General features: G+C 59.3%; 27 protein-coding genes. 12 read left to right on the forward strand and 15 right to left on the reverse strand.

The annotated features are described in order from the left end of the window. Nucleotides 1–46: 46 nt before the first annotated feature. Genes C8N31_RS06450 through cysG form a run of 5 tightly spaced genes read right to left on the reverse strand, consistent with a single transcriptional unit; the run spans nucleotide 47 to nucleotide 4,598 of the window. A complete protein-coding gene (locus C8N31_RS06450) occupies nucleotides 47–460 on the reverse strand; it encodes a DUF934 domain-containing protein (RefSeq protein WP_025048276.1) in 414 nt (137 codons plus the stop codon). Then, the gene (locus C8N31_RS06455) at nucleotides 457–1,239 is read right to left on the reverse strand and encodes a phosphoadenylyl-sulfate reductase (protein WP_025048275.1); all 783 of its coding nucleotides are present in this window, start codon (nucleotides 1,237–1,239) and stop codon (nucleotides 457–459) included. The genes C8N31_RS06450 and C8N31_RS06455 overlap by 4 nt, the downstream gene beginning before the upstream one ends. Beyond that, complete coding sequence (locus C8N31_RS06460; RefSeq protein WP_025048274.1) at nucleotides 1,229–2,908, reverse strand: nitrite/sulfite reductase; 1,680 nt, start codon at nucleotides 2,906–2,908, stop codon at nucleotides 1,229–1,231. The genes C8N31_RS06455 and C8N31_RS06460 overlap by 11 nt, the downstream gene beginning before the upstream one ends. Further along, nucleotides 2,908–3,204, reverse strand: coding sequence for a DUF2849 domain-containing protein (locus C8N31_RS06465; protein ID WP_025048273.1), 297 nt, complete (start codon nucleotides 3,202–3,204; stop codon nucleotides 2,908–2,910). Before C8N31_RS06465 ends, C8N31_RS06460 begins: the two co-directional genes overlap by 1 nt. Then, nucleotides 3,204–4,598 carry a siroheme synthase CysG gene (cysG, locus tag C8N31_RS06470; RefSeq protein ID WP_025048272.1) on the reverse strand — a complete coding sequence of 465 codons (1,395 nt, stop codon included), beginning with the start codon at nucleotides 4,596–4,598 and terminating at the stop codon, nucleotides 3,204–3,206. Before cysG ends, C8N31_RS06465 begins: the two co-directional genes overlap by 1 nt. Before the next feature lie 142 nt (nucleotides 4,599–4,740). Here cysG and C8N31_RS06475 point away from each other — a divergent pair, with 142 nt between their 5' ends. Beyond that, entirely contained in the window at nucleotides 4,741–5,202 is a 462-nt protein-coding gene (locus C8N31_RS06475) for an Lrp/AsnC family transcriptional regulator (protein ID WP_025048271.1), read from the forward strand. Nucleotides 5,203–5,309: 107 nt separating this feature from the next. Beyond that, nucleotides 5,310–5,987: a nitroreductase gene (locus C8N31_RS06480; RefSeq protein ID WP_025048270.1), complete on the forward strand. Its 678-nt coding sequence runs from the start codon at nucleotides 5,310–5,312 to the stop codon at nucleotides 5,985–5,987. A 182-nt stretch (nucleotides 5,988–6,169) separates the two neighbouring features. Here C8N31_RS06480 and C8N31_RS06485 read toward each other — a convergent pair whose 3' ends face one another. Further along, complete coding sequence (locus tag C8N31_RS06485; protein ID WP_025048269.1) at nucleotides 6,170–7,351, reverse strand: cytochrome P450; 1,182 nt, start codon at nucleotides 7,349–7,351, stop codon at nucleotides 6,170–6,172. A gap of 60 nt (nucleotides 7,352–7,411) precedes the next feature. Between C8N31_RS06485 and C8N31_RS06490 the strand changes: the two genes are divergently transcribed. From C8N31_RS06490 to C8N31_RS06510, 5 genes are all read left to right on the forward strand, one after another. Continuing rightward, nucleotides 7,412–9,178 carry an ATP-binding protein gene (locus tag C8N31_RS06490; RefSeq protein ID WP_025048268.1) on the forward strand — a complete coding sequence of 589 codons (1,767 nt, stop codon included), beginning with the start codon at nucleotides 7,412–7,414 and terminating at the stop codon, nucleotides 9,176–9,178. Further along, entirely contained in the window at nucleotides 9,175–10,404 is a 1,230-nt protein-coding gene (locus tag C8N31_RS06495; protein WP_025048267.1) for a sigma-54-dependent transcriptional regulator, read from the forward strand. Before C8N31_RS06490 ends, C8N31_RS06495 begins: the two co-directional genes overlap by 4 nt. 243 nt (nucleotides 10,405–10,647) lie before the next feature. Then, the gene (locus C8N31_RS06500) at nucleotides 10,648–11,649 is read left to right on the forward strand and encodes a DctP family TRAP transporter solute-binding subunit (protein WP_025048266.1); all 1,002 of its coding nucleotides are present in this window, start codon (nucleotides 10,648–10,650) and stop codon (nucleotides 11,647–11,649) included. An 84-nt stretch (nucleotides 11,650–11,733) separates the two neighbouring features. Next, nucleotides 11,734–12,414 carry a TRAP transporter small permease gene (locus C8N31_RS06505; protein WP_025048265.1) on the forward strand — a complete coding sequence of 227 codons (681 nt, stop codon included), beginning with the start codon at nucleotides 11,734–11,736 and terminating at the stop codon, nucleotides 12,412–12,414. 4 nt (nucleotides 12,415–12,418) lie between these two features. Continuing rightward, on the forward strand, nucleotides 12,419–13,795 hold the full coding sequence (locus C8N31_RS06510) for a TRAP transporter large permease (RefSeq protein WP_025048264.1): 1,377 nt from the start codon (nucleotides 12,419–12,421) through the stop codon (nucleotides 13,793–13,795). Nucleotides 13,796–13,870: 75 nt separating this feature from the next. On the opposite strand, the gene C8N31_RS06515 is transcribed toward C8N31_RS06510, so the two are convergent. Next, entirely contained in the window at nucleotides 13,871–14,089 is a 219-nt protein-coding gene (locus tag C8N31_RS06515) for a DUF6500 family protein (RefSeq protein WP_025048263.1), read from the reverse strand. Between the two features lie 9 nt (nucleotides 14,090–14,098). Continuing rightward, nucleotides 14,099–14,845 carry a triose-phosphate isomerase gene (gene tpiA, locus C8N31_RS06520; protein ID WP_025048262.1) on the reverse strand — a complete coding sequence of 249 codons (747 nt, stop codon included), beginning with the start codon at nucleotides 14,843–14,845 and terminating at the stop codon, nucleotides 14,099–14,101. Nucleotides 14,846–14,963: 118 nt separating this feature from the next. On the opposite strand from tpiA, the gene C8N31_RS06525 reads away from it, so the two are divergent. Continuing rightward, nucleotides 14,964–15,869, forward strand: a complete 906-nt coding sequence (locus C8N31_RS06525) for an isopenicillin N synthase family dioxygenase (protein ID WP_025048261.1) — start codon at nucleotides 14,964–14,966, stop codon at nucleotides 15,867–15,869. Then, complete coding sequence (locus C8N31_RS06530) at nucleotides 15,866–16,501, forward strand: HD domain-containing protein (protein ID WP_025048260.1); 636 nt, start codon at nucleotides 15,866–15,868, stop codon at nucleotides 16,499–16,501. The genes C8N31_RS06525 and C8N31_RS06530 overlap by 4 nt, the downstream gene beginning before the upstream one ends. Here the strand turns inward: C8N31_RS06530 and C8N31_RS06535 are convergent. The 3 genes from C8N31_RS06535 to C8N31_RS06545 all read right to left on the reverse strand — a co-directional run bounded on the left by C8N31_RS06535 (nucleotide 16,498) and on the right by C8N31_RS06545 (nucleotide 17,628). Beyond that, complete coding sequence (locus C8N31_RS06535; RefSeq protein ID WP_025048259.1) at nucleotides 16,498–16,827, reverse strand: TfoX/Sxy family protein; 330 nt, start codon at nucleotides 16,825–16,827, stop codon at nucleotides 16,498–16,500. The two genes, C8N31_RS06530 and C8N31_RS06535, sit on opposite strands and share 4 nt — an antisense overlap. Then, entirely contained in the window at nucleotides 16,824–17,186 is a 363-nt protein-coding gene (locus tag C8N31_RS06540) for a HesB/IscA family protein (protein WP_025048258.1), read from the reverse strand. Before C8N31_RS06540 ends, C8N31_RS06535 begins: the two co-directional genes overlap by 4 nt. Nucleotides 17,187–17,265: 79 nt before the next feature. After that, complete coding sequence (locus tag C8N31_RS06545) at nucleotides 17,266–17,628, reverse strand: SUF system Fe-S cluster assembly protein (RefSeq protein WP_025048257.1); 363 nt, start codon at nucleotides 17,626–17,628, stop codon at nucleotides 17,266–17,268. Nucleotides 17,629–17,733: 105 nt separating this feature from the next. Between C8N31_RS06545 and C8N31_RS06550 the strand changes: the two genes are divergently transcribed. Next, on the forward strand, nucleotides 17,734–18,615 hold the full coding sequence (locus C8N31_RS06550) for a sulfotransferase domain-containing protein (RefSeq protein ID WP_025048256.1): 882 nt from the start codon (nucleotides 17,734–17,736) through the stop codon (nucleotides 18,613–18,615). On the opposite strand, the gene rimK is transcribed toward C8N31_RS06550, so the two are convergent. From rimK to C8N31_RS06565, 3 genes are all read right to left on the reverse strand, one after another. After that, nucleotides 18,607–19,989 carry a 30S ribosomal protein S6--L-glutamate ligase gene (gene rimK, locus C8N31_RS06555; RefSeq protein WP_025048255.1) on the reverse strand — a complete coding sequence of 461 codons (1,383 nt, stop codon included), beginning with the start codon at nucleotides 19,987–19,989 and terminating at the stop codon, nucleotides 18,607–18,609. The genes C8N31_RS06550 and rimK overlap by 9 nt on opposite strands. Before the next feature lie 77 nt (nucleotides 19,990–20,066). After that, entirely contained in the window at nucleotides 20,067–20,342 is a 276-nt protein-coding gene (locus tag C8N31_RS06560) for an NfeD family protein (protein ID WP_025048254.1), read from the reverse strand. Then, on the reverse strand, nucleotides 20,342–21,235 hold the full coding sequence (locus C8N31_RS06565) for an SPFH domain-containing protein (RefSeq protein WP_025048253.1): 894 nt from the start codon (nucleotides 21,233–21,235) through the stop codon (nucleotides 20,342–20,344). Before C8N31_RS06565 ends, C8N31_RS06560 begins: the two co-directional genes overlap by 1 nt. Before the next feature lie 112 nt (nucleotides 21,236–21,347). On the opposite strand from C8N31_RS06565, the gene tgt reads away from it, so the two are divergent. Further along, the gene (tgt, locus tag C8N31_RS06570; RefSeq protein ID WP_025048252.1) at nucleotides 21,348–22,475 is read left to right on the forward strand and encodes a tRNA guanosine(34) transglycosylase Tgt; all 1,128 of its coding nucleotides are present in this window, start codon (nucleotides 21,348–21,350) and stop codon (nucleotides 22,473–22,475) included. Nucleotides 22,476–22,492: 17 nt separating this feature from the next. Here the strand turns inward: tgt and C8N31_RS06575 are convergent, their stop codons facing one another. Beyond that, the gene (locus tag C8N31_RS06575) at nucleotides 22,493–23,146 is read right to left on the reverse strand and encodes an isochorismatase family protein (protein WP_025048251.1); all 654 of its coding nucleotides are present in this window, start codon (nucleotides 23,144–23,146) and stop codon (nucleotides 22,493–22,495) included. A gap of 298 nt (nucleotides 23,147–23,444) precedes the next feature. Here C8N31_RS06575 and lon point away from each other — a divergent pair, with 298 nt between their 5' ends. Then, on the forward strand, nucleotides 23,445–25,856 hold the full coding sequence (gene lon / locus C8N31_RS06580) for an endopeptidase La (protein ID WP_025048250.1): 2,412 nt from the start codon (nucleotides 23,445–23,447) through the stop codon (nucleotides 25,854–25,856). Nucleotides 25,857–25,902: the final 46 nt, after the last annotated feature.

Consider the following 25,902-nt stretch of genomic DNA (forward strand, 5'->3'; position numbering starts at 1 on the left):
TTGCGGCCTTGTCTTAGAAGATGAAGCCCCAAAGGGCAATTGCACGTCAGGTCGCAGGGGCGCCGCGCAGACGGGACTGATAATCATGGGCCTGCCAATCGGCGCGAAACAGCCATTGATCCGCAGGCTGGCGGGCCGCGATTTCGTCGTTGACCTCAACCTCGTCAAAACCGGAACGCCGCGCCATCGCATATTGATCGGCCAGCAGATGCCCCTTGGCCCGCAAACGCCCCTGATACCCGCGCAAACGCAAGGCCCGCGCAATGGTAAAGCCGCGCCCATCGGCGGAGGAGGGGAAATCAATCCGGATCATTTCGATAGCCGGGGCCAGCTCGATGGCGTTCGGATCACTATCGGACGCCAGATCCAGCGCCGCGCAATCATTGGCGGCACCCGCGCCGCAGAACCCTTTGGTCCAGTCATCTGCCACAAAACCGGTGTCGTTGATCAACTGTGTCATGTCATATCTCCTGTGCGTACCATCTTGCCGTTCACAAAATGAATGCCGCATTCTTCTTTGTTCTGATCGCGCCAGCGCCCCGCGCGCGCGTCCTCGCCCGGTGCCACCTTTGACGTGCAAGGTGCGCAACCGATGGAAGGAAAGCCCTGGGCCACCAGCGGATGCCGGGGCAGGCGGTTTTCGTCAATGTAATCAGCCACATCCTGCGATGACCAATAGGCCAGCGGATTGACCTTGATGCGGGCCGGGGCGCCGTCTGTGCCCGCCTCGACCTCAAAGAACTCAAGCGCTGCACGGGTGCCGGATTGAAACCGTTTGCGCCCCGAAACCCAGCCGTCATAGCCCGTCAGCGCCGCTGCCAATGGCCGCGTTTTGCGCAGATCACAGCAGGCGTCAGTATCGCGCTGATGCAAGGTGCCGTCTGGATCATGCGCGGCCAGATCCGCCGCTTTGATGATCCGCACATTGCGCAGACCCAACCGTTCGCTCAGTTCCTGCTGATACACCAGCGTTTCGGTGAACAGCATCTGGGTGTCGATGAACAGCACCGGCAGATCGCGTTTCACCATCGACGCCAGATGCAACAGCGCGACCGATTCCGCGCCAAAGCTGGACACCAGCGCAAGGTTCGGCAGCACCTCCACCGCGCGGCGCAACACGTCCGTGGCACTGTGATGGCGCAGGGCGGCGTTCAGGTGGGCCACCTCCACGCGCAGCACATCCTCGGGCGGCACCCGGTTCGTGTCTGGACTTACAGTCCCAATGTCATCAAGCGGCATTGGCCCGACTTTCCTTGCCCGCAACCTGCGGATAAAGCGCGGCCTTGAACGGCGCGAGGCCGAGGCGGCGATAGGTCTGCAAGAATGTTTCCGCCGGATCATTGCGCAGGTCCAGATAGGCCAGCACCAGACGTTCCACCGCCGGGATGATCTCATCGGCAGAGAATCCGGGGCCAGCCCGTTCGCCAATGGTCGCATCCTCGGTGCCATCACCGCCCAGTGTGATCTGGTAGTTTTCCACGCCCGCACGATCGAGGCCCAGAATGCCGATATGGCCAACATGGTGATGCCCGCAGGCATTGATGCAGCCCGAGATCTTGATCTTGAGCGGCCCGACGTCATGCTCCAGCTTCAGCTCGTCAAAACGGGTGGCGATCTCTTGGGCAATCGGGATCGACCGCGCGGTGGCAAGGGCGCAATAGTCCATACCGGGGCAGGCGATAATATCCGAGATCAGGCCGATGTTGGCGGTGCCCAGACCTTCGGCCTTGAGCGCATAATAGATCGACGGCAGATCACCGCGATGTACATGCGGCAGGATCACGTTCTGCTCATGGCTGATACGCAGCTCATCATGGCCATAGCGTTTGGCCAGTCCCGCCATCAAACGCATCTGGCGGCCCGATGCATCGCCGGGTGTTTTGCCGTGCGCTTTCAATGAGATAGACACAATGGCATATTCAGGGTTGCGGTGCGCCGTTAGGTTGGTGTCGGCCCAGCTGCGGAACAGGGGGTCTTGATCATAGGCGTTCAGATAGGGCGTTTGATCCGCCGACTTGAACTCAGGCGCCGCAAAATCCGCCTCGATCCGCGCCAGCATCTGCTGGTCGACGCCGCTAAACTGCGGACGGATCAGCGCATAACGTTCGTTCACCCGCTGACGGATATCTTCGATGCCATTTTCATGCACGGTGATCTTGATCCGCGCCTTATATTTGTTATCGCGCCGGCCCAGCAGGTTGTAGACGCTGACGATGGCTTCAAGTGTCGGCAGCAGATCTTCTTGAGACACAAACTCATACAGCACCTTGCCAATCATCGGGGTCCGGCCAAGGCCGCCGCCAACAATCACCTCATAGCCGATCTCTTCGCCGCGTTTGACGATGCGCAACCCGATGTCATGGGCCTTGATCACTGCACGGTCGGCGGTATCGCCGGTCACGGCCACCTTGAACTTGCGCGGCAGAAACTGAAACTCCGGATGGTCGGTGGACCATTGACGGATCAATTCGGCCACCGGGCGTGGATCAGCCACCTCATCCGCTGCGGCACCGGCAAAATGGTCAGCGGTCACGTTGCGGATCGTGTTGCCAGAGGTCTGGATCGCATGCAGGTTCACCTCGGCCAATGCGTCCAGCATATCAGGCACATCGCGCAGTTTTGGCCAGTTATACTGGATGTTCTGGCGCGTGGTGAAATGGCCATACCCTTTATCCCAACGCTCTGAAATGTCGGCCAGTTTTTCCATCTGGCGGCTGTTCAGCGTGCCGTAAGGGATCGCCACCCGCAGCATATAGGCGTGCAGCTGCAGGTAGAGGCCATTCATCAGCCGCAGTGGCTTGAACTCATCCTCGGTCAATGACCCGTCAATGCGGCGTTCGACCTGTCCGCGAAACTGCGCGTTGCGCTCGGCCAGAAAGGCGTGATCAAATTCGGTATAGCTGTACATCAGACATGCTCCTGCTTGCCGTGGGCATAGTTCGAGGGGCCCGTGGCACGGAAATCCTCACGGAAATGGGTGGGGCGCGGGGTGTCACCATCCAGCGACACATCTGCCAGATAAACACCAACCACCAGATCAACCTGGGCGCCCGCTTCGATCATGCGCAGATCGGCGTGGGCCTCATCGGTGAGAATCTCCGCGTCTTTCAGATCGCGGCTCCAACCGGCGGTGGTTTGATAGATCACGTCGCCTTCAAGCAGGGCATTGGCGGTGACAACTTTGGGGGTGAAGGGTTTTGGCATCAGGCCATCTCCTCAAACGGAATTTCAGTGGCGGCAATGGCGGCGGCACGCGGCGCAAGGCCATAAAAGGTCAGGGCAGGGCCGGTCATATCGGCCTTGATCAGATCATCGGGCAGGGCATCCAGAGTGGTTTCCAGAATGCGTTGTTCAGGGCGCGAGGCGTTTTCGATCACAGTGACAGGGGTGGCGCGATCCGCGCCGTGCATGATCAAACGGCCTTGCACAAACCGCGCGGATTTCTTGCCCATGTAGATCGCAGCGACCTCATTTGGCCGGGCCAGCGCGGCCCAGTCATGATCGGCAAACCCCTTCATGTCATGGCCCGTCAGGAACCGCACAGAGGCATTGCGCCCACGCCGCGTCAGGCTTTGCCCGATGGCGGCCACGGCAGCAGAGGCCGATGTGATCCCCGGCACGATGTGCCAGCCAATGCCATGGGCGTCGATTGCGTCAATTTCTTCGTCCAAACGGCCAAAGACAGTGGCATCGCCCGATTTCAAACGCACAACCTGCGCCCCGGCCAGCCCATGCTGAACCAACAGATCATTGATGGTTTCTTGCGATGTGGAGGGGCCAAAGCCCTCTTTGCCCACGTCAATCATCACTGCCTCGCGGCGGGCCAGTTCAAGGATCTCGGCACTGATCAAGCGGTCATAGATCACCACATCCGCCTCATCCAAGGCGCGGCGGGCCTTCAGCGTCAGCAGTTCCGGATCGCCCGGACCGCCACCGACAAAGGCAATGTGCCCCGCGCGGGCGGTGCGGGTCAGATGATCGTCCAAAAGGGCGTCCAGCGCCGGACGCACCTCGGCTTCGCCCGCTGTCATCGCCTTGGGGCCGGTGTTGAAATAATAATCACGCCAGAAATCGCGGCGGGCACGGCCAAAGGGCAACGCCTCGGCCATCTTGCGAAACCCTTTGCCGATCCGCGCCAAAGTGCCAAGCGTGCTGGGCAGGCGCTCTTCTAGATCGGCCTTGATGGCGCGGGCCAAGACGGGTGCTGCGCCTTCGGTGCCGATGGCGATGGTCACCGGATCACGGTCCACGATGGCGGGCGTGATAAAGGCGCTGGCCTCCAGATTGTCCACAACGTTGACCAGCGCCCCTTCGGCGCGGGCAATCGCGGCGGTCTGCGCGTCAAGGGTGTCTTCTTCATCCGCTGCATAGAAAAGCGTTGCACCGGCGACATCCCCGGAACGGAGCGGCCGCCGGTGCAACAGAAGTTTGCCCCGCGCAGCCCAGAGTTCAATCTCGGCGGCAGGGGCAGGGGAGTAAACGTGGATCTCAGCAGTGGTCTTGAGCAGGAGCCGCAGTTTGGCCAATGCCGCATCGCCGCCGCCGGACAGCACAATGCGCTGGCCGCTGGTGGCAAGAAAGATTGGGAAATGATCCATAACGGGTCCTGACTTCGTTTGACTTGACCCTCAATATAGGAAATATTCCCGATATTCCGCTATATGCGGCGGTAGATAAGGACATTTGTTCCATACCGCAGCGCAGAAAGAACAGATAACCGCCTGAAATGGAAAATACAGAATGACTGTCCGAATAGATGAGACTGACCGGAAAATCCTGGCCGAGCTGCAGCGCGACGCCAGCCAATCGCTTGATGATATTGCCCGCAATGTCGGCTCTTCCAAGACCCCGGTGTGGAACCGGATTCGCAAATTGCGCGAGGGCGGGGTGATCGGCCAACAGACCGTGATGCTGGATGCCGAGGCGCTTGGGTTCGAGGCGTGTTTCTTTGTGCTGATCCGCACGTCAGAGCATGAGGCGGACTGGCAAAAAGCCTTCCTCAAGGCCCTGCAAGACCGCCCTGAAGTCCAAGAGGCGCACCGCCTGGCCGGTGACATCGACTATATTCTCAAGGTGCGCGTAAAGAACGCCCGCGCCTACGACGCCTTCTATCAGGCGCTGATTTCTGAGGTGCGGGTGCACAACGTGACTGCGCTTTTGTCGATGGAAGAGATCAAATCGACGGTGATGCTGCCGCTTTGATCGGGCCGCACCAAAAAGCTGACGCAGCGTCGCGGCCATAAGGGGTTGGGACGCGCCCCGCCGCGCCGTAGCGTGAGGCCAAACGTACAGCAAGGCAGGGCAAAAAGATGAATATTGATCAGGCGATCCAAGAGCGCCGTTCCATTCGGGGATTTCAGGACAAACCGGTGCCACAGGCCCTGCTCGAAGAGGTGATCGCGCTGGCCAACCGCGCGCCATCCTCGATGAACACCCAGCCCTGGCACCTGCATGTGCTGACAGGAGAGCCGCTTGAGCAGGTCCGCAAAGGCAATACCGAACGGATGCTCGGCGGGGTCACCCCAACCCGCGATATCGAAGATTATGCAGCCTATGAAGGCGAACACCGCCAGCGCCAAATCGAAATTGCCATCCAACTGTTTGAGGCGATGGGGATCGAGCGCCACGATGCAGAGCGCCGCCAGGATTGGGTGATGCGCGGCTTTCGCCAGTTTGATGCGCCGGTGTCCATCGTCGTGTGCTTTGACCGCAGCTTGCTGAACAACACGATCGCGCATTTTGATACCGGCGCAATGACCTATGGCCTGGTGCTGGCCGCTTGGGCCCGCGGGCTTGGTGCAGTGATCAACGGGCAAGGCATCATGCAAAGCCCGGTGGTGCGCGAAGTGGCCGGCATCCCCGAAGATCAGGTGATCCTGACCTGCGTTGCCCTTGGCTGGCCGGATGATGGGTTTGTTGCAAATGACGTCGTGTCGCGGCGCCGCCCGGTCGAAAATGTCACAAAGTTTCTGGGGTTTGATGGCTGACGCAAGCCTCGGTGCCTGACGCGAGCCGGTACGGGGGCCAGCCCCCACCGCCGCTGCGCGGCGCTCCCCCCGGAGGTTTTTTTGGCCAAATGAAGAGAAGGGCGCCTTTTTCTTCATTTGGCCCTTAAACCTCTGGGGTCCGGGGCAAAGCCCCGGGTGTCTGCGGCATGCAGTGTCGCCTGCTATGGCGCGATCATCAACCGGTCCAGCTTGTGGAAATGGTAGCTCATGGCATAGCGCGGGGCTTCGGCCAGTGTCATTTTCGGCAGGTGCCCAAACAGCGCGGGCAGGGCCACCTGCAATTCCATTCGCGCCAGCGGGGCACCGACGCAGAAATGCAGGCCGCCGCCAAAGACCGCATGGGGTTTTGCGGGCCGGTAGGGATCAAACGCATCAGGGTTTTCATAGACCGCCGGGTCACGGGCTGCGGCCCCCAGCATCAGCGCGATTTCATCGCCCTTTTGCAAGGTCACACCGTCCAATTCGGTGTCTTCATAGGCAAAGCGGGTGAACATATGTAGCGGCGGGTCGTAACGCAGCAGTTCTTCAACGGTCGCATTGATCTGATCGGGGGCCAGCGCGGCGGCGGGTGTTTCATGCTCCAGCAGGCATTTCACGGCATTGCCCATGGAATGCACCGTTGCCTCGTGACCTGCGTTCAGCAGCAGGATGCAGGTGCCGATCAACTCATCCGGGGTGAGCTTCTCACCGTCTTCTTCTGCCGCGATCAGGCTGGTGATCAGATCATCACGCGGGTCATTGCGGCGCTTTTCGATATAGCCGCGCAGGAAATCCACAAATTCGGCTGTTGCGGTGTTGGCGGCGTCTTCCACCGCGCGGCTGCGGCCCGCTTGATACATGGCCACCATCGCGTTGGACCAGCGCAGTAGGTCTGGCGATATTTCCTCTGGCACGCCCAAGAGTCGGGCGATGATGCGCACGGGCAATTCGGTGCAATAGGCGCGGATCAGATCGAAAGAATCGCGAGGCAACCCTGCCAACAGTTGAGCTGTGACCTCTTCGATATCGGGCAAAAGCGCCGCGATCCGCCGGGAGGTAAAGGCCCGCAGAACCAGACCGCGCAGGCGGGTGTGGCGTGGCGGTTCCAGCTCCAACATGGAGTGGCCTTCCATCGTGGCCCAATCCCTCAGATGCTCCGGATAGGGCGCGCGTGCCCCCTGAGGCACTTCACGGCCCAGCCGCCGGTCACGCAACAGCGCCTGCACGGTGGCCGCGTCAAAGGCGGCGGGCATGGCGTAGTCCTGCCAGTACATCACAGGGCCATCCGCCCGTGCCTTGGCGTAGGCCGCATAGGGGTTTTGCACAAAGTCGGGATCGAGCGGGGACTGCTGGAGTGTTTTCATGGCCGCAGATAAGCCGCGCGGCACTGGCCTTTGCAAGGGGGAAGGTGCAATCATGGGCCGATGAATGGCAATCTGCGACAACGGGCCGGGTATGTGCTGGCCTTTCTGCTGGTGGTGGCCGCGCTTTCGGGCGGGGTCTGGCGCTATGCCTTTGTCAAAGGCCTGGATCAATTGGCCGCGCGGGGGCAGGCGGATCTGGCCTTGGCCGGGGACCGGTTGGTTGGGCAATTGCAGCGGTATCGCGATTTGGCGGTGATGTTGGCCGATCACCCGACTGTCGCGGCGGAACTGTCGGGTATTGGCGTCACGGGCAGCACCGATTTGTTGCTTGAAGTGGCGGACAAATCGGCGGCACTGGATGTGTTGATCGTGGATGCGCAGGGGCGGGTTGCAGCCTCGGCCATCGGCGCGGAACCTGCCGATCTGGCGCAGCAGCGCTATATCAAACGGGCGCTGCGCGGGGCATTGGGCTGGGGCCATGGGCCGGGGGCGCCGTTGACGCGCCGGGCGTTTTTCCATGCCGCACCGGTGTTTGACCCCTCGGGCCGTGTGCAGGGCGCAGTCGTGGTGATGACCGACCTCAACGGTATTGATTACAATTGGCGTGGCACCAATCCGCCCGCGTTTTTCACCGATGCGGCGGGGGAGGTATATATTTCCAACCGGTCCGAAATCCTGTTCTGGCGGCGGCCGGAGGACAGCCCCGGATTGATTCCGCCCAAGGGCACTGCGCCGGAGTTCTCGGCGCAATATATTGGCGGGCATGAGATCTGGAAACTTGGCTGGGGTCCGTATTTGCCGCAAGAGGGTTTGCATCTGACGCAGGCTTTGCCGGTGATCGGGCTCACTGGTGAGGTGCTATTGAATGTCGCGCAGACCCGGCAGTTTGCCTTGGCGCAGGCGGCGGCGGTGGCTGCGCTTTGCCTTGCGTTTGGATCGCTGCTGTTTCTCGCAGCGGAGCGGCGGCGGGCCTTGACGCAGGCCAATGTGCAGCTTGAGGCGCGGGTGGCGGAACGCACCGCCGCTTTGCGTGACACCAACGCCCAATTGCGGCGCGAGGCGGCAGAGCGCGAAGAGGCGCAAGCGGCGTTGCGGCGGGCGCAGGATGATCTGGTACAAGCGGGCAAGCTAAGCGCTTTGGGCCAGATGTCTGCGGGCATCAGCCATGAGTTGAACCAGCCCTTGATGGCGATCCGGTCCTTTGCCGAAAACGCCGTGCAGTTTATGGACCGCGGCGCACCGGACCGCGCCACTGAAAACCTCACCCGGATTTCAGACATGGCGCGGCGCATGGGGCGGATCATCCAGAACCTGCGGGCCTTTGCCCGGCAGGAAAACCGCCCCGATGAACGGGTTGAGCTGCGGGCCGTGTTGCAATCGGCGCTGGATCTGACGGCCAATCATATCGCGGATGCGGGGGTTGAGCTGATCTATGATCCGGCGGGGAATGGCCCCTTGTGGGTGCGCGGCGGCGAGGTGCGGCTGGGGCAGGTGTTTGTCAATCTGATCACCAATGCCGTGGATGCCATGAGTGACAGTGATTTGAAGGTGCTGCGCATTTCGGTGACAGATGGCGATGCGCTGACGGTCAATTTCCGAGACACCGGGCCGGGGATTGAAATGCCGGACAAGGTGTTTGATCCGTTCTACACAACCAAACCGGCGGGTGACACGGGCGGCATGGGGCTGGGCCTGTCGATCAGCTATGGCATTGTGCAAAGCTTTGGCGGACAAATCAAAGGCAGCAATTGTGAGGGCAGCGGGGCGTTGTTCTCCGTGACGCTTGAACGCGCTGCTGATCAGGTGAAGCAGGCAGAGGTGGCATGACAGGGCAGGTACTTTTGGTGGATGACGATGCCGCCGTGCGCGAGGCATTGGCCCAGACGCTGGAGCTGGCAGAGATCACCGCGATCACCGCGGGATCCTTTGTTGCGGCCAAGGACCGGATCACCGCCGGATTTGACGGGGTGATCCTGTCGGACATTCGCATGCCGGGGCGGGACGGGTTTCATCTGCTGGATTATGCCCAGAAACAGGATGCCGATTTGCCGGTGATCTTGCTGACCGGTGAGGGCGATATTCCTATGGCGGTGGCTGCGATGGGGCAGGGTGCCTTCGGGTTTCTGGAAAAGCCTTGCGCGCCTGCCGATCTGCTGGGGGTGCTGGAACGGGCGCTCAAGACCCGTGCGTTGGTTCTGGAAAACCGCCGGTTGCTGCAACTGGTGGAAACCGGCGATCCGGCGGCGCGGATGCTGTTTGGCACCTCGGCGATGGCCGAAGCGCTGCGCAAGCGGGTGCGTCTGGTCGCGCAGACCGAAGAGGATGTGATGGTCAACGGTGCGCCGGGGTCCGGCACATCGAAGGTGGCGGAGGTCATTCACCTCAGCTCGGCCCGGTCTAAAGCGCCTTTTGTCAAACGCGCGGCGGCAGGGCTGACGGCGGAAACACTGGCCCAGGCGGTGCAGGAGGCCGACGGTGGCAGCCTGTTTGTGGATGAAATCACCCATTTGTCGCCGCAACTGCAACTCACGCTCAGCGAAACCGGCAGTCCGGCAGAGGGCGTGCGCCTGATGGTGGGCAACACCCGTGATCTCAAGGCAGAGGTCAACGCGGGCCGGTTCAACGCCGATCTTTATTACCGGATGGAGGGGCTGAGCGTGCGCATTCCATCATTGGCGGAGCGGCCAGAGGACATTCCCGTGATGTTCCGGCGCTATGTCGATCAGGCGGCAGAGCAGGCGGGCCTGCAAAAGCCGGACGTGACGCCAGAGGTGGTGGCGGGGTTGATGCGGCGTGATTGGCCGGGCAACGCGCGATCGCTCATGTCGGTGGCGATGCGGTTTGTGATGGGCCTACCAGATGATGTGGCGCCTGATGCCGCGCTTGGATTGAATGAACAGATGTCGCTGGTGGAGAAGTCACTGCTTGAAGCGGCGCTGCGCCGGGCAAGTGGGCAGGCTTCGGCGGCGGCGGAGGCGCTGAAACTGCCGCGCAAAACGTTTTATGACAAGCTGGCCCGCTATGGCATCCGGCCCGAAGATTTCCGTCAGTGATCTGTGCGGATTTTCGCACAAGTACCGGATCGCCTGTGCGGGATTTCGCACAAACCGCCCCATCGGCCTGGCTGACCATGGGTCACTTTGAACGCTAGCTGTTTGAATATTATCGAAAAAACGACCTCGCGACCATCACGGTTAACACAATCTTGTGAGATCGCATTGCGATCTGTTTGATAGCTCCCAGTGCATCCAAGTCGGATGTCCGAACTGTGATTCTAGTTTTCTGGGAGGAAACCAATGAAGTTTTTCACCGCCGCCGCCGTCGCCCTGACCATGTCTGTCAGCGCAGGCGCAGTCTCTGCCGCATGTGATGATGGCGAGATCGTCATCAAGTTCAGCCACGTCACCAACACCGACAAGCACCCAAAAGGGATCGCCGCGTCGTTGCTGGAAACCCGTGTGAACGAAGAGATGAACGGCAAGGCCTGCATCGAAGTGTTCCCGAACTCGACACTTTATAACGATGATCAGGTGCTCGAAGCGCTGCTTCAGGGTGACGTTCAACTGGCCGCACCATCGCTGTCCAAGTTTGAGCAGTTCACCAAGCAATTCCGCATTTTCGATCTGCCGTTCATGTTCAAAAACATCAACGCCGTGGATGAGTTCCAGAACTCTGACACCGGTCAGGCGATGAAAGAAAGCATGACCCGCCGCGGTCTGCTGGGCCTCGCGTTCTGGCACAACGGCATGAAGCAGATGTCGGCCAACAAGCCGCTCGAAAGCCCATCCGACGCCAACGGCCTGAAGTTCCGCGTGCAGAACTCTGACGTGCTCAAGGCGCAGATGGCCGCGATTGGCGGCTCTCCACAGCCGATGGCCTTTTCCGAAGTATACGGCGCCCTGCAAACCGGCGTTGTGGACGGTCAGGAAAACACATGGTCCAACATCTATGGCAAAAAGTTCTTTGAAGTGCAGGACGGTGTGACCGAGACCAACCACGGCATCATCGACTACATGCTGGTGACCTCGTCTGACTGGTGGGACAGCCTGGATGCGGATGTCCGTGATCAGTTGGGCACCATCATCAAAGAAGTGACAGCGGCACGGAACGCCGAATCCACCAAAGTGAACGAAGACGCGAAAAACGCCGTCATCGAAGCCGGCGGTGTGGTTCGTCAGTTGACCGCAGAGCAGCGTGAGGAATGGGTGACAGTGATGAAACCTGTTTGGGAGCAGTTCAAAGGCGACGTTGGCCAAGAAAACATCGACGCAGCGCAGGCGATCAACGCCAAGCACTAAGCGTCAAACGCAGCCAGCCTTTGTCAAAGGGCTGGCTGCACGCTACCATTTTCACCGAAATTAATGGCAAGTGGGGGGAACCACATGGCAACGCACGGGCAAGCCCAAAGCGGCCTAGGCCGCATTGTGAGTGAAATCGAAGAAACCGCAATTGCGCTGATCTTGGGATTGATGACCATCATCACCTTTATCAACGTGGTGCTGCGATACGGCTTTAACACCGGGATCATCTGGGGCCTTGAGGCGGTGACATTCCTGTTTGCCTGGCTGGTGCTGTTTGGCATGAGCTATGCGGTCAAGGTCACGGCGCACCTCGGCGTGGATGCGGTGATCAACCTCTTTAACGAAGGGCCGCGCAAGGTTCTGGCGGTGATTGCCGGGCTGATCTGTGTGATCTATGCAGGCCTGTTGATGAAAGGCGCATGGGACTACTGGGCGCCTTTTGCCGGGCTGGATGCCACATCGGGGCGCTGGTTCCCGACAGGGTTCGAGAACAGCCGCGATCAGGCCTGGTATGAGGTGATCGACATCCCCGTGCCTGAATGGCTGCGCTTTATCGAACCGATCATGAACGAGGGCGAAGCTTACGAAAAACTGCCCCGGTTCATTCCCTATTTCATGCTGCCCTTTGGCGCGGCGCTGCTGTTGCTGCGCTTTGTCCAGGCGACATTGAATGTCATCACCGGACGTCAAACCAGCCTGATTGTCAGCCACGAGGCTGAGGATGCGGTCGAAGACGTCAAACATATGAACGCGGAAGGATAAGATCATGGAAGTTGTGATCCTATTTACAATGGTTGTCGGTCTGATGCTGATCGGCGTGCCTATTGCCGTATCGCTGGGCCTGTCCTCGATCATTTTCTTGCTGGCGCTCTCTGATACCTCGATGGCGTCGATTGCTCAGACGTTCTTTCAGGCGATGGCGGGGCATTACACCTTGCTGGCGATCCCGTTCTTCATTCTGGCCTCGTCCTTCATGTCGACGGGCGGCGTGGCCCGGCGGATCATCCGGTTTTCCATCGCTTTGGTCGGGCATTTGCCCGGCGGTCTGGCGATTGCGGGTGTTTTTGCCTGTATGCTGTTTGCCGCGCTGAGCGGATCATCCCCGGCCACGGTGGTTGCCATCGGGTCCATCGTGATCGCGGGCATGCGGCAGGTTGGCTATACCAAGGAATTTGCAGCAGGCGTCATCGCCAATGCAGGCACGCTAGGCATCCTGATCCCGCCTTCTATCGTGATGGTGGTCTATGCCTCCGCCACAGATGTGTCCGTGGGACGGATGTTCCTTGCGGGTGTTATTCCGGGTCTGATGGCGGGCACCATGTTGATGGTGACAATCTATGCCATGGCCAAGATCAAGAACCTGCCCAAAGGCGAATGGCTGGGCTGGGGAGAGGTCTGGTCTTCGGGGCGCGAGGCCGGTTGGGGTCTGTTCCTGATCGTGATCATCCTTGGCGGCATCTACGGCGGTATCTTTACCCCGACCGAAGCGGCAGCGGTGGCGGCGGTCTATGCCTTCTTCATCGCGTCCTTTGTGTATCGGGACATGGGGCCGCTGCATCAGGCCGAAATGCCGCGCAACCTGTCGCTGCTTGAAAAGCCGATGGCGCTGTTCACGGCCTTCATTCACCGCGACACACGCCACACGCTGTTTGAGGCGGGCAAACTGACGGTCACATTGATGTTTATCATCGCCAACGCGTTGATCCTCAAGCACGTTCTGACCGACGAGCAAATCCCGCAGCAAATCTCAGCCGCGATGCTGGATGCGGGTTTTGGGCCGATCATGTTCCTCGTGATTGTGAACGTGATCTTGTTGATCGGTGGCCAGTTTATGGAGCCATCGGGCCTTTTGGTTATCGTCGCGCCGCTGGTGTTCCCCATCGCGATTGAGCTGGGCGTGGATCCCATTCACCTTGGCATCATCATGGTGGTGAACATGGAGATCGGGATGATTACACCGCCGGTGGGGCTCAACCTCTTTGTGACCTCGGGCGTGGCCAATATGCCGATGATGTCGGTGGTGCGTGCGGCGCTGCCCTTCCTTGCGGTGCTGTTCGTCTTCCTGATCATGGTGACCTACATCCCGATCCTCAGCACATGGTTGCCCACCATGATGATGGGGCCAGAGATCATCACCAAATAGGCCAGCGGCTATAGTCAAACAAAAGGGCGGCGCATCACCAGATGCGCCGCCCTTTGCGTTTTTGTTGTGCTGCGTTCAAGCGCCAGAGCGCAGTATCTCGCGGATTTTCACAGCCTTTTCAAAGTGATCCAGCCTGTGTGTCTTGATCCACCATTCAGCCACTTCGAACAACAATTCAGGACGGTCGTTGCGATTGGCAAAGAACGCGTAAAAAGACAGGCCAACCCCTTCGCCTTTTTTGGCAATCTTGTCGTCACAAATGGCAGCGGCTTTGGTGCGGAATGTCTTGTCCATCAGGGCCGCTCAGGAATGGGCGAGCGCGGCAATGATCGGCGCAAAATCGGACGCCTTAAGCGACGCTCCGCCCACCAAGGCGCCATCCACGTTTTCCGCGCGAAAGATCACCTCGGCGTTGTCCGGTTTGACCGATCCACCATAAAGCAGGGCAATGGCATCGCCAATTTCAGCGCCAAAGCGGGTGATCAGACGGGCGCGGATGAAATCATGCACCTCGATGATTTGTTCCAGCGTCGGCACCTTGCCAGTGCCAATCGCCCAGATTGGCTCATAAGCGATGACGGTGTTCGCGCCATCTGCGCCATCAGGCAACGATCCGGCCAATTGCCCACCGATGATGTCCAGCGTGTTGTTGGCCGCGCGGTCATCGCCGCTTTCACCGATGCAGACAATGGCCGTCAGACCAGAGCCCCAGGCACAGCGGGTTTTGGCGCGGATGTCGCTGTTGGTCTCTTCATGGGCGTCGCGGCGTTCGGAATGGCCGACAATGACAAAGCCCGCACCGGTGTCGGCGATCATCTCTGCAGAGATATCGCCGGTGAACGCGCCCTTGGCCTGCATGTGGCAATCCTGCGCACCGATGGCGATGCCTTCTGGCGCGGCTTCAACGGCGCGAAACAGCAAGGGGGCAGGCGGGCAAATCACCACTTCGGGGGCGGCCTCTGGCATCATCTGGGCCAGCGTTTCCAGCTCGTTCAGCGCGGCGGCGGTGCCGTTCATCTTCCAGTTTCCGGCGGCAATTTTGCGGCGCATACATCCCTCATTTGTTGTTTTGCCTGTTGTTACCACCCGGCCCAGTGCGAGGCAACGCAAGGCATCTCTTGACAGGGGCGCATGGCATCATGCTCATGGGCAAAGGGGGGGATGAGTGATGATACCAAAGATTGATCTGGCCGCATTGACGGCAGGGGACAAAGCCGCGCTAGAGGCGATGCAGGGCGCAGCGACAGATGTGGGGTTCGCCACGGTTCATAACACCGTTCTGACCTCCGAAAGGGTTTCAGAAGTCATCGAAACCTACCGCGCCTTCTTCAAGCTGCCCGAGGCACAAAAAGCAGCCTATGACATGGCCAAAACCGGATCGAATCGCGGTTGGGGCGCTGCGGCATCAGAACAGGTGGACCCGGACGCCAACCCTGATTTCAAACAGGTGTTTGACTGCGGCTTGACCCTTCCTGCCGGCGATCCCTTGTTGGACAATCCGTTTTACGCGCCCAACCACTGGCCGGACCAACCAGAGGCGTTTCAGGCGGTTGTGTCCGATTATTATGAGGCCGCCTGCGCCGTGGCGATGGATGTGCTGCGCGGGGTTGCAGCGTCGATTGGCAAGCCGCGAGACAGTTTTGACGATGCCTTTGGCAAACCCATGGCGCTGCTGCGCGGCAATTACTACCCGACCCGCCCTGCGGATGCGGGTGCCAAGGATTTTGGCATTGCCACCCATACTGACTACGGCTGTCTGACGCTGCTGGCGGCGGACGGATCGCAGGGGCTGGAGGTGCGCAAACGTGGCGGCGGCTGGATCCCTGTGGCGGCCCCGCCCGGCGAATTTGTCATCAATTTCGGCGAGATGATGGAATTTTGGAGCGGCGGAACCGTCAAAGCGACCCCGCACCGCGTGGTCGGCGGCAGCAATGAACGCATTTCCGTTCCTATGTTCTTTAACCCCACCCATGACACCGATGTCGCCCCCGAGGGCAGTGATCAGGTGATCATGGCAGGCGATCACTTGTCCAAACGGTACAACGAGACCTACGTGCATTTGCAGAAAAAGTGACACGCCAAGCCCGATATGAGGCGGAGGTGCTGCGTGTTTGGGGGGACGCGCAGGATGGGGCGCATGATCTGTGGCATTTGCGGCGGGTCTGGGCGCTTTGCCAACAGATTGCCAAGGCAGAGGGCGGTGCAGATCTGAATGTTCTGCAAGCCGCGGCGATCTTTCATGATGTGATCAACCTGCCCAAAGATCATCCAAACCGCGGCGATGCCGCGCGGCTTTCGGCAGATCATGCGGTGCAGTTTCTGGCGCAGGATTTTGATCAATGGGCCCTGGATGCGGTGCATCACGCGATCCACGCCCATAGTTTCTCCGCCAATGTGCCCGCCACCTCACTGGAGGCGCAGATCTTGCAGGATGCGGATCGGCTGGAGGCACTCGGCGCCATCGGGATTGCCCGGTGCTTCAACGTCTCAGGCCAGATCGGGCGTGATCTGTTCGATGGGGCGGACCCTTTGGCGAGAGATCGCCCTTTGGATGACACCGCATTTGCCTTGGATCATTTTGAGGTGAAATTATTCAAGATCGCCGCGCAGCTTCATACCAGAGTTGCCCGCGCAATCGCGGCGGATCGTGTTGATTTCATGAAGGATTTTCAGCGCAGGTTTGCGGTGGAACTATCGCCAAGCTAGTCCAGCGCCGCCAGCGCCCGCCGGCCCAGCTCAAGCGCCAGTTCACTGTCCTCCAGAGCGGTGTCCGGCAGGGAATAGTAAGGCATCGAAGAGGCCGCGCCGTCCTTGCGGGTGTAGGTCCATTTGACCGCGCCCATCGCCTCCAGTTCGCTCGCAAAAGCACCGCCGGTCGATTTGATCATGATCTGCCCATCCGAATGCAGCAGGGCAAAGATTACCCCTTGGGAATAGATCCCCATGCCGCCAAACATCCGGCGGGTGGTCAGTTCGGGCAGGTCTTCAAACAGTTCGGTGGCAAAGGCGATATCACCCGCGCTCAGGCTCATTTGGCGAACAGGGCTTCGTCAAACTTGATCGACTCGCCGCAACCGCAAGCCTCTGAAACATTGGGGTTGTTGAACTTGAAACCGGACTCCAACAGGGTGGTTTCATAATCGATCTCGGTGCCGAACAGGAACATCTGCGCCATCGGTGCGATCATCACACATGCGCCATCCTGATTGACGACCTCATCGTTGGGATCGGCGGTATCGACATATTCCATGGTGTATTCCATGCCCGCACAGCCGCCTTTCTTGACGCCAATGCGCAGGCCTGCGTGGCCCGCCGATTGCATCAGCTTGGTGATTTGTGCTGCTGCTTTGGGTGTGATGGTAACGGCTTGCTTGCCGGGAATGCCGAACATGGTGTGATCTCCTGCTTGACCTCAAGATAGGAGGCCGTGTGCAATATCTCAAGCGGCGCGCGGCAAAGCTTTGCGCCTGTTACATAAAGCCCAGTTCGAGACGCGCCTCGTCAGACATCATATCCATGCCCCATGGCGGCTCCCAGACCAGTTCTACATTGACCTGTTTCACACCGGGCAAAGGTTCAACCGCATCGGCGACCCAGCCGGGCATTTCACCGGCAACAGGGCATCCGGGCGCTGTCAATGACATCTTGATATCGACCTCGTTTTGGTCATTGATGTCGATCGTATAGATCAAACCCAATTCATAGATGTTGACCGGAATTTCAGGGTCATAGACCGAACGGCAGGCCTCAACCACCTGTTCATACAAAGGATGATCGGTGCTGGACGGTGCAATCAGCGGCGTGCCTTCAAGGGGTTGGGACTGGTCGGTCATATGGGCCTCGGCTTTGGTTCCTGAGCGTTTATATAGGGTTTAAGCGGGCAGGCGTCCATAGGGACTGGACAGAAGAACTGCGACAAATGGGGATGGAGCAAGACAATGAACATGGCGCATCGGCCTCCGGTCAAGATCTACAGGGAAACCATCACCGATTCCACCCGTTGGCAGGCGTTTGAGCCGCGCGATGGCGACATCGTGTTGTCCACCCCGCCCAAATCCGGCACCACATGGATACAGGCGATTTTGGCGCTGCTCATCTCCGGCGATCCGCAGGTGGACGCCAAGCCCAGCCAGAACGCCCCTTGGATCGACATCAATGTGCGTGACATCGCCGAGGTGGTTGAGCGGCTGGAGGCCCAGACGGGGCGGCGACAGGTGAAATCACACACGCCCTTTGACGGGCTGCCGATCTGGAACGCGCTGCGTTATATCTGCGTCTACCGCCACCCGATTGATGTGCATTTTTCGTTCCGCCGTCACGCAGCCAATCTGGCGCATTCAGGCACGGGGGTGACTTTTCCCGATGATCCGGTCGAAAGTTTCTATCAGTTTCTGGACGAAGACCGATTTGATGCAGCAAGTTTGCAGATGATCACGGATCACTACCGCAGCGCCCTGGCCCTTGAGGAAGAAGAGGCAAGCAATCTGCTGCGTCTGCATTATGCCGATATGTGCCGTGATCCGGCCGCGGCCATCGCGCGTATCGCCGATCACATTGGCATCACCCATCCGCCTGCACTTATGGCGCGGTTGGTTGAAGCCGCGTCATTTGCCAATATGAAAGCCAACGCCGTGCGGTTTGCACCGGGCGCTGGCGTTGGGTTCTGGCATGATGACGCCGGATTTTTCGACACGGCGTCATCCAACAAGTGGGAAGGCGTGCTGTCAGACAAGGATCTGGCCGCCTATCGCGCCCGGATCGCTGGCATGCTGTCCCCGCAAGAACAGCGCTGGCTGGAGCAGGGCAGCGCCCTAACCTGATTTGCGGCGGCGCACGGGTTGCGGTTTCACCCGCGCTTCGATCTCGTCATAAAGCTTGCCAACGATATCTTTGCCTGTTGCGGTCTCAATCCCCTCAAAACCGGGGGAGGAGTTCACCTCAAGCACCTTTGGCCCGCTTTCCGAACGCAGCAGATCAACGCCCGCCTTGCCCAGCCCAAAGGCTCGCGCCGCCCGCACGGCGGTTTCACGTTCTTCCTTGGAGATGCGCACCACTTTGGCCGAACCACCGCGATGCAGGTTGGAGCGGAAATCGCCATCCGCGCCGGTGCGTTTCATTGCGGCCACAACCTTGCCCGCGATCACCAAACAGCGGATATCCTCGCCTGCGGCCTCTTTGACAAAGTCCTGCACCAGAAAGTTGGCCTTGAGCCCGCGAAAGGCGTCGATCACGGATTCGGCGGCTTTTTTGGTTTCGGCCAATACCACGCCCTTGCCTTGGGTGGATTCGAGCAGTTTCACGATCAGTGGTGCGGTGCCGACCAACCCCATCAGATTGGAGGTGTCCTTGGGCGAGGCGGCAAAGGCCGTGGTCGGCATGCCGATTTTCTTGGAGGCCAAGACCTGATGCGCGTGCAGCTTGTCGCGGCTGGCGGTGATGCCGGCGCTGCCGTTCACGCAGTAGGTTCCGATGGTTTCAAACTGGCGGATCACGGCTGTGCCATAAGGCGTGATGGAGGCCCCGATGCGAGGGATCACCGCGTCATAGCGCGGCAGACGTTTTCCGTCGTAATGCACCTCGGGGGCCATCGCATTGATCGCCATGTAACAGCGGGTCGTGTCGATCACCTCAACCACATGGCCGCGCGCTTCGCCGACTTCGACAAGGCGGCGGGTGGAATAGTTGTTTTCGCGGCTCAATACCGCGATGCGCAGCGCCCGCTTGGGCGCGGTACGGCGCACGGTGGCATCGTGATATGCGTCATAGCTCAACTCTGGCTGCAAGCGCCGTTCGGTGGCGGAAATGGAGATGTGATCGGCCAGCGCCTGACGGCCCAAAAGCATACGGCTGTTCATGCCAGCGCGGTTGGTCAGGGTGATCTCGATCGGCCATTGTTGGTCGGCCACGGTCAGGGTGCTGGAAATCACAAAGCGCTGTTCGGATTCGCCGTTGGAGGAGGTCACCTCGCGCCGGTCCACCAGCGGGGCAGAGCAGGTGATCACAATGTCGTCGCGCCCGGCAATGGGATGTACGTTAAAGCGCACCTTGGGTTTGGCAGCGGGGCCAAACACTTCGATGTCATGGGCGTGGAGGGCGGAGGTGCGGGCGCCTGTGTCCACTTTGGCCTTGATGGCAGGCAGCCCTAGATCCGGCAGTGCAACCCATTCTTCCCACCCAAAGACCAATTCTTCCATCAACATATCCTTTTGTTTTATTGAATATGCAGAGGTATCAGGCCGCCGATGTCCGCACAAGCGGCCTGTTGATCAGATCAGTCGTCGTTGATGTCCTTGGTGACAATCCGTGCGCCGCTGGATTGTTTGCGAAAACCCATCCGCAGGATGATCCACGCGATCAGCGACAGCACCGCAAACAGCGCGAGCAGGGCAGGGATGTTGATCCCCGGCGCCAGCAGAACCACACCCGCCATTGCCAATGCGCCCAGCCCGAAGCCAAGGAAAATGAACCCCGGCGCCAGCAGCTCAACCACGCCAAGCGCCAGCGCGATGCAGATCCAGACCCACCAAAGCGACAGATAATCGGCCATTATCCACGTCCTTTCAAAAGCTTAAAGGCATCGCCAAAGGCCTCAAGCGCCTGTGTGGGGACAAAGACGGTTTGATTGCCATCGCCCTTGCCCAACGTGCCCATCGCCTCAACCTGCTTAAGCGCGATTTGGTATTGCGCGGCCTCCAGCCCGTTTTCATTGATCGCGGTGGCAACCACCTGTGTGGCATAAGCCTCCGCTTCGGCCAGCACGCGGCGGGCCTTGGCGGTTTGTTCCGAGGCGTAAAGCTCAGCATCAGCGGCCAGTTCGACCGCACGTTTGGACCCCTCGGCCTCGGTCACTTGCGCACGGCGGGCGCGTTCGGCGTTCAGCTGTTGCATCATCGCGGCGCGGGTGGCGGCATCAAGGTTCACGTCCAGTATTTCGGCGCGGGTCACTTCGATGCCCCAATCGTCCACGGCATCCTCAACGCTGGATTTGATGGTGGTGATCAGCTGGCTGCGGTTGGCCTGCACCTCGTCCAGATCCATTTTACCGATCTCGGCCCGTACGATCCCGGCCACGGTGGTGGAAATAGCATTGTCTACATCGCGGATACGGTAGACCGTCTTTTCCGGCTCAGTGATGCGGTAGAACACGGACGTGTCCACCTGAACAAGCACGTTGTCACGGGTGATTGCGTCCTGACTGGCAGTGGGCAACTGACGCTCAAGGATTGAGATTTTATGGGCAATCTTGTCAATGAACGGCACGATCATGTTGATCCCCGGCCCAAGCACCGAACGCAGGCGGCCAAAACGTTCGACAACATGCTGTTCTGACTGCGGCACGATCTTGACCGCCTTGACGATCAGAATGACGACCATCGCGGCCAGCAAAAGCCACGCCAGATTGTTTTCCAAGGCGTCGATCAACAGTTGTTCAATATCCACTTAACATACCCTTTTGGTTGAAACTTACCCCACTATTTGTGCATTTTGCGTCCTGATTGCAAGTTTTGCAGGCTGGGTGTATCGCCAGCAATCAGATCACAAGGATGGCCCGATGACCCGTATCACATTTGAAAAACAAGCGCAGGATGGCAAGGCGCGGCGCGGGGTGATCCGCACAACACGCGGCGATATCCAGACCCCGGCGTTTATGCCTGTTGGCACCGCCGCAACGGTCAAGGCGATGATGCCGGAAAGCGTGGCGGCCACGGGGGCCGATATCCTGCTGGGCAACACCTATCACCTGATGCTGCGCCCCACGGCGGAACGGGTCGCGGCCTTGGGCGGTTTGCACAAATTCATGAACTGGTCCGGGCCGATCCTGACCGACAGTGGCGGGTTTCAGGTGATGAGCCTTGCGGGACTGCGCAAGCTGACCGAGAAGGGTGTGACCTTCAAAAGCCATATCGACGGGTCCAAGCACGAGATCACGCCGGAACGGTCGATGGAAATTCAGGCGCTTCTGGGCAGTGACATCGTGATGTGTTTTGACGAATGCCCCGCGTTGCCGGCGGACCGGGATCGTATTGCCTCCAGCATGGAGTTGTCGATGCGGTGGGCGCAGCGGTCAAAGGATGCCTTTGGCGACCGCCCCGGTCATGCGCTTTTTGGTATTCAGCAGGGCGGTTTGGAAGAAGACTTGCGCGCACAAAGTGCGCAGGCGCTGCGCGAGATCGAATTTGACGGCTATGCCGTTGGCGGATTGGCCGTGGGCGAAGGGCAGGAGGCGATGTTTGGTTGCCTTGATTTCGCGCCTGACCAATTGCCGGAGGACAAGCCGCGTTACCTGATGGGGGTTGGCAAACCTGATGACATCGTTGGCGCGGTGGCGCGGGGCATTGATATGATGGATTGCGTGCTGCCGTCGCGGTCCGGGCGCACAGGGCAGGTGTTCACCCGCCACGGGGTGCTCAACATCAAGAACGCGCGGCACCAGGACGACCCGCGCCCCTTGGACGAAAATTGCAGCTGTCCGGCCTGCCGGAACTACTCACGGGCCTATTTGCACCATGTGTTCCGCAGTCAGGAAATCATCAGCTCCATGCTGCTGACATGGCACAATTTGCATTATTATCAGGATATTATGTCCGGTATGCGCGAGGCCATTGCGAGCGGAACCTTTGCCGCGTGGCAATCAGATTTCCATGCCGGTCGCGCACAGGGGGATATCGACCCCCTGTGACGCTGGCTTGATAGGGTTTAGGCCAGACGCAACTCCGGCTTGGCCGAGGTGTCTTCGTTGCCCTGAGCGCGGTTGAGATCGGCGGCATCTGATGACAACAGGCCAACCAGTTCATCGGTGGTCAGGGCTGTGCAGAACTCCCCATGCATGGAAGCGACAGCCATGTCATGCACCAGCTCTGGATCGTGGTCCTTGCCGTGCCGGTCGATCCGGTTGCAGGTCGCGCAAGCGTCATGGGCCAGATAAACGTCAAACCCCATGTTGCCGGCCATGCGCACGGTGGTTTCCACACAGAAGTTGGTGAAATAACCGGCCACGACCAAGCGCTGTATCCCGGCACGGCGCAGATCGACCTCCAATGACGTGCCGATAAAGCCTGAGTTGACGTCCTTGTTGACGATGATGTCACCCTCTGCGGTCTCAAGCCCATCAAGCTGCGCACCGCCCGGCAGCGAAAACTTGAGCGGGCTGTCTGGCTCAATCGAATTGTGCCGGGTAAAGGCGCAGCGGCGTCCGGCGGTGCGGAAACTGCGCAGCAATTGCACCAGTTTTTCCTGACAATCAGGGTTGTTCATCCGGCCGGTTGGTCCGCCCCAATGGCTTAGGGTATGCACGCCTTTTTGCACGTCAATCAGCAACAATGCCGTGTCTGCGCCAAATTTCTTGATCATTGGAAAAATCTCCCTTTTTCGCCGCCAAGCCAAACATACCGACCATTTGCTGTCACCCGTTGCGACCGACAAAATCAGGCATGTTCACGCCATATGCCGTGCGCTGGCCTGTGCATTTAGTGATCAATTTGCGCAAAACCGTGGTTGCCACTGCCCGCACAGCAGGTGATGATGCGCCAAAGCCCCGTTAAGGGATTGAAACAGGCGGATCAGGTATACATATCTGGTTCTGAACAGGAGACGGCAGAGGTTGCCTACTGAGGAACCTGCACCGTCTTGCTAGAATAAGGAAAAGAGCATGTTAGAGCCTTTGAACGCGTCCTACCCCGTTTTGCCGCTGCGCGATATTGTGGTGTTCCCCCATATGATTGTGCCGCTGTTTGTGGGGCGCGAAAAATCTGTGCGCGCCCTCGAAGAGGTGATGGCGGACGACAAACAAATCCTGCTGTCCAGCCAGATTGATCCCGGTGATGACGATCCCGATACCGATGGTATCTTTAAGGCCGGCGTGTTGGCCAATGTGCTGCAACTGCTGAAACTGCCCGATGGCACGGTCAAAGTGCTGGTCGAGGGGCAGGCGCGTGTGCGCATCACCGAATACCTTGAAAACGATGATTTCTTTGAGGCCCGCGCCGAATATCTGACAGAAATGCCGGGCGATGCCGCCACCACCGAAGCTTTGCTGCGCTCGGTTGCGGATGAGTTTGAGCGCTACGCCAAGGTCAAGAAAAACGTGCCGGATGAGGCGCTTGCCGCCGTGGGCGAAACCGCAGAACCGGCGCGTCTGGCCGATCTGGTCGCGGGTCATCTGGGCATCGAAGTCGAGCAAAAGCAGGATCTGCTGGAAACGCTGTCGGTGTCGGAACGGCTTGAGAAAGTTTACGGCTTGATGCAGGGCGAAATGTCCGTGCTACAGGTCGAGAAAAAGATCAAAACCCGCGTCAAATCCCAGATGGAGCGAACCCAGCGCGAATACTATCTGAACGAACAGATGAAGGCGATCCAGCAAGAGCTGGGCGATGGCGAAGACGGCAAGAACGAGGTTGCCGAACTCGAAGCCAAGATTGCCGAAACCAAGCTGAGCAAAGAGGCCAAGGAAAAAGCCGAAGCCGAGCTGAAAAAGCTGAAAAACATGAGCCCGATGTCTGCCGAGGCAACGGTTGTACGCAACTATCTTGACTGGATGTTGTCGATCCCATGGGGCGTCAAATCCCGCGTGAAAAAGGATCTGGGCCGCGCCCAGACCGTGCTGGACGATGATCACTATGGTCTGGAAAAGGTTAAGGAACGGATTGTCGAATATCTCGCGGTGCAGCAACGCTCCAGCAAGATGAAAGGCCCGATCATGTGCCTTGTTGGCCCTCCGGGTGTTGGCAAAACATCGCTCGGCAATTCGGTGGCCAAGGCCACGGGCCGCGAGTTTATCCGCATCTCTCTGGGCGGCGTGCGCGACGAAAGCGAGATCCGCGGCCACCGCCGGACTTACATTGGCTCGATGCCCGGCAAGATCATTCAGGCGCTGAAGAAGGCCAAGACCACCAATCCGCTGATCCTGTTGGACGAGATCGACAAGATGGGTCAGGATTTCCGTGGTGACCCGGCGTCCGCCATGCTCGAAGTGCTTGATCCGGAACAGAATTCCACATTTGTGGATCACTATATGGAGGTCGAATATGACCTCTCGAACGTGATGTTCTTGACCACCTCCAACAGCTATAACATGCCCGGCCCGTTGCTGGACCGGATGGAGATCATCCCGCTGTCCGGCTACACCGAGGACGAAAAGCGCGAGATCGCCAAACAGCATCTGGTGCAAAAACAGGTCAAGAACCATGGTCTGAAAGCCAAGGAATTTGAGATCGAGGATTCCGCACTGACCGACATCATCCGCTACTACACCCGTGAAGCGGGCGTGCGGAACCTTGAACGTGAAATCGCCAAGGTGGCGCGTAAATCGTTGACCAAAATCATTAAGAAGGAGGCGGACGCAGTAGTGGTCTCTGCCGACAACCTTGATGATTTCCTTGGCGTGCGCAAACACCGCTATGGTCTGGCCGAGAAAGAAGACCAGATCGGCGTTGTCACGGGCCTCGCTTACACATCAGTGGGCGGTGAACTGCTCCAGATCGAAGCGTTGCGGCTGCCGGGCAAAGGCCGGATGAAAACCACCGGTAAGCTCGGCGATGTGATGAAAGAAAGCATTGACGCGGCCAGCTCTTACGTGCGGTCCATCTCTCCGCAGATCGGGGTCAAACCGCCGAAGTTCGACGCGCTGGACATCCACGTACACGTGCCGGATGGGGCAACGCCAAAGGATGGCCCCTCTGCGGGTCTGGCGATGGTGACCTCCATCGTTTCGGTGCTGACGCAGATCCCTGTGCGCAAGGATATTGCCATGACTGGCGAAGTGTCGCTGCGCGGCAATGCCATGCCCATCGGCGGGCTCAAGGAAAAGCTGCTGGCGGCCCTGCGCGGCGGGATCACTACGGTTCTGATCCCGACCGAGAATGAAAAAGACCTGCCGGATATTCCCGACAACGTCAAAGAGGGCTTGACCATCATTCCGGTCAGCCATGTCTCCGAGGTGTTGGAACAAGCGCTGGTGTCAAAGCCAGAAGCGATCGAATGGGATCAAGAGGCCGAAGATGCCGCCGCTGCGGCCGCGCTGGCGGCGAAATCCGGGGCAGGGGACAGTGCCACCGCGCATTGATCCGAACCTGTTATAGCGAGAACGAAAAAAGCGCCCTGTGACAGCA

The sequence above is a fragment of the Sulfitobacter mediterraneus genome (genome assembly GCF_003054325.1).
Classification (GTDB): Bacteria; Pseudomonadota; Alphaproteobacteria; order Rhodobacterales; family Rhodobacteraceae; genus Sulfitobacter; species Sulfitobacter mediterraneus.

Coding starts and splice junctions, on each gene's coding strand:
- tpiA (WP_025048262.1), bottom strand. CDS start 14,845: ATGCGCCGCAAAATTGCCGCCGGAAACTGGAAGATGAACGGCACCGCC.
- lon (WP_025048250.1), top strand. CDS start 23,445: ATGTTAGAGCCTTTGAACGCGTCCTACCCCGTTTTGCCGCTGCGCGAT.
- C8N31_RS06460 (WP_025048274.1), bottom strand. CDS start 2,908: ATGTACAGCTATACCGAATTTGATCACGCCTTTCTGGCCGAGCGCAAC.
- C8N31_RS06575 (WP_025048251.1), bottom strand. CDS start 23,146: ATGATCAAGAAATTTGGCGCAGACACGGCATTGTTGCTGATTGACGTG.
- C8N31_RS06465 (WP_025048273.1), bottom strand. CDS start 3,204: ATGCCAAAACCCTTCACCCCCAAAGTTGTCACCGCCAATGCCCTGCTT.
- C8N31_RS06525 (WP_025048261.1), top strand. CDS start 14,964: ATGATACCAAAGATTGATCTGGCCGCATTGACGGCAGGGGACAAAGCC.
- C8N31_RS06510 (WP_025048264.1), top strand. CDS start 12,419: ATGGAAGTTGTGATCCTATTTACAATGGTTGTCGGTCTGATGCTGATC.
- C8N31_RS06545 (WP_025048257.1), bottom strand. CDS start 17,628: ATGACCGACCAGTCCCAACCCCTTGAAGGCACGCCGCTGATTGCACCG.
- C8N31_RS06515 (WP_025048263.1), bottom strand. CDS start 14,089: ATGGACAAGACATTCCGCACCAAAGCCGCTGCCATTTGTGACGACAAG.
- C8N31_RS06490 (WP_025048268.1), top strand. CDS start 7,412: ATGAATGGCAATCTGCGACAACGGGCCGGGTATGTGCTGGCCTTTCTG.
- C8N31_RS06540 (WP_025048258.1), bottom strand. CDS start 17,186: ATGTTCGGCATTCCCGGCAAGCAAGCCGTTACCATCACACCCAAAGCA.
- C8N31_RS06550 (WP_025048256.1), top strand. CDS start 17,734: ATGAACATGGCGCATCGGCCTCCGGTCAAGATCTACAGGGAAACCATC.
- C8N31_RS06500 (WP_025048266.1), top strand. CDS start 10,648: ATGAAGTTTTTCACCGCCGCCGCCGTCGCCCTGACCATGTCTGTCAGC.
- tgt (WP_025048252.1), top strand. CDS start 21,348: ATGACCCGTATCACATTTGAAAAACAAGCGCAGGATGGCAAGGCGCGG.
- C8N31_RS06455 (WP_025048275.1), bottom strand. CDS start 1,239: ATGCCGCTTGATGACATTGGGACTGTAAGTCCAGACACGAACCGGGTG.
- C8N31_RS06485 (WP_025048269.1), bottom strand. CDS start 7,351: ATGAAAACACTCCAGCAGTCCCCGCTCGATCCCGACTTTGTGCAAAAC.
- C8N31_RS06450 (WP_025048276.1), bottom strand. CDS start 460: ATGACACAGTTGATCAACGACACCGGTTTTGTGGCAGATGACTGGACC.
- C8N31_RS06505 (WP_025048265.1), top strand. CDS start 11,734: ATGGCAACGCACGGGCAAGCCCAAAGCGGCCTAGGCCGCATTGTGAGT.
- C8N31_RS06535 (WP_025048259.1), bottom strand. CDS start 16,827: ATGAGCCTGAGCGCGGGTGATATCGCCTTTGCCACCGAACTGTTTGAA.
- C8N31_RS06495 (WP_025048267.1), top strand. CDS start 9,175: ATGACAGGGCAGGTACTTTTGGTGGATGACGATGCCGCCGTGCGCGAG.
- C8N31_RS06480 (WP_025048270.1), top strand. CDS start 5,310: ATGAATATTGATCAGGCGATCCAAGAGCGCCGTTCCATTCGGGGATTT.
- C8N31_RS06475 (WP_025048271.1), top strand. CDS start 4,741: ATGACTGTCCGAATAGATGAGACTGACCGGAAAATCCTGGCCGAGCTG.
- rimK (WP_025048255.1), bottom strand. CDS start 19,989: ATGGAAGAATTGGTCTTTGGGTGGGAAGAATGGGTTGCACTGCCGGAT.
- C8N31_RS06560 (WP_025048254.1), bottom strand. CDS start 20,342: ATGGCCGATTATCTGTCGCTTTGGTGGGTCTGGATCTGCATCGCGCTG.
- cysG (WP_025048272.1), bottom strand. CDS start 4,598: ATGGATCATTTCCCAATCTTTCTTGCCACCAGCGGCCAGCGCATTGTG.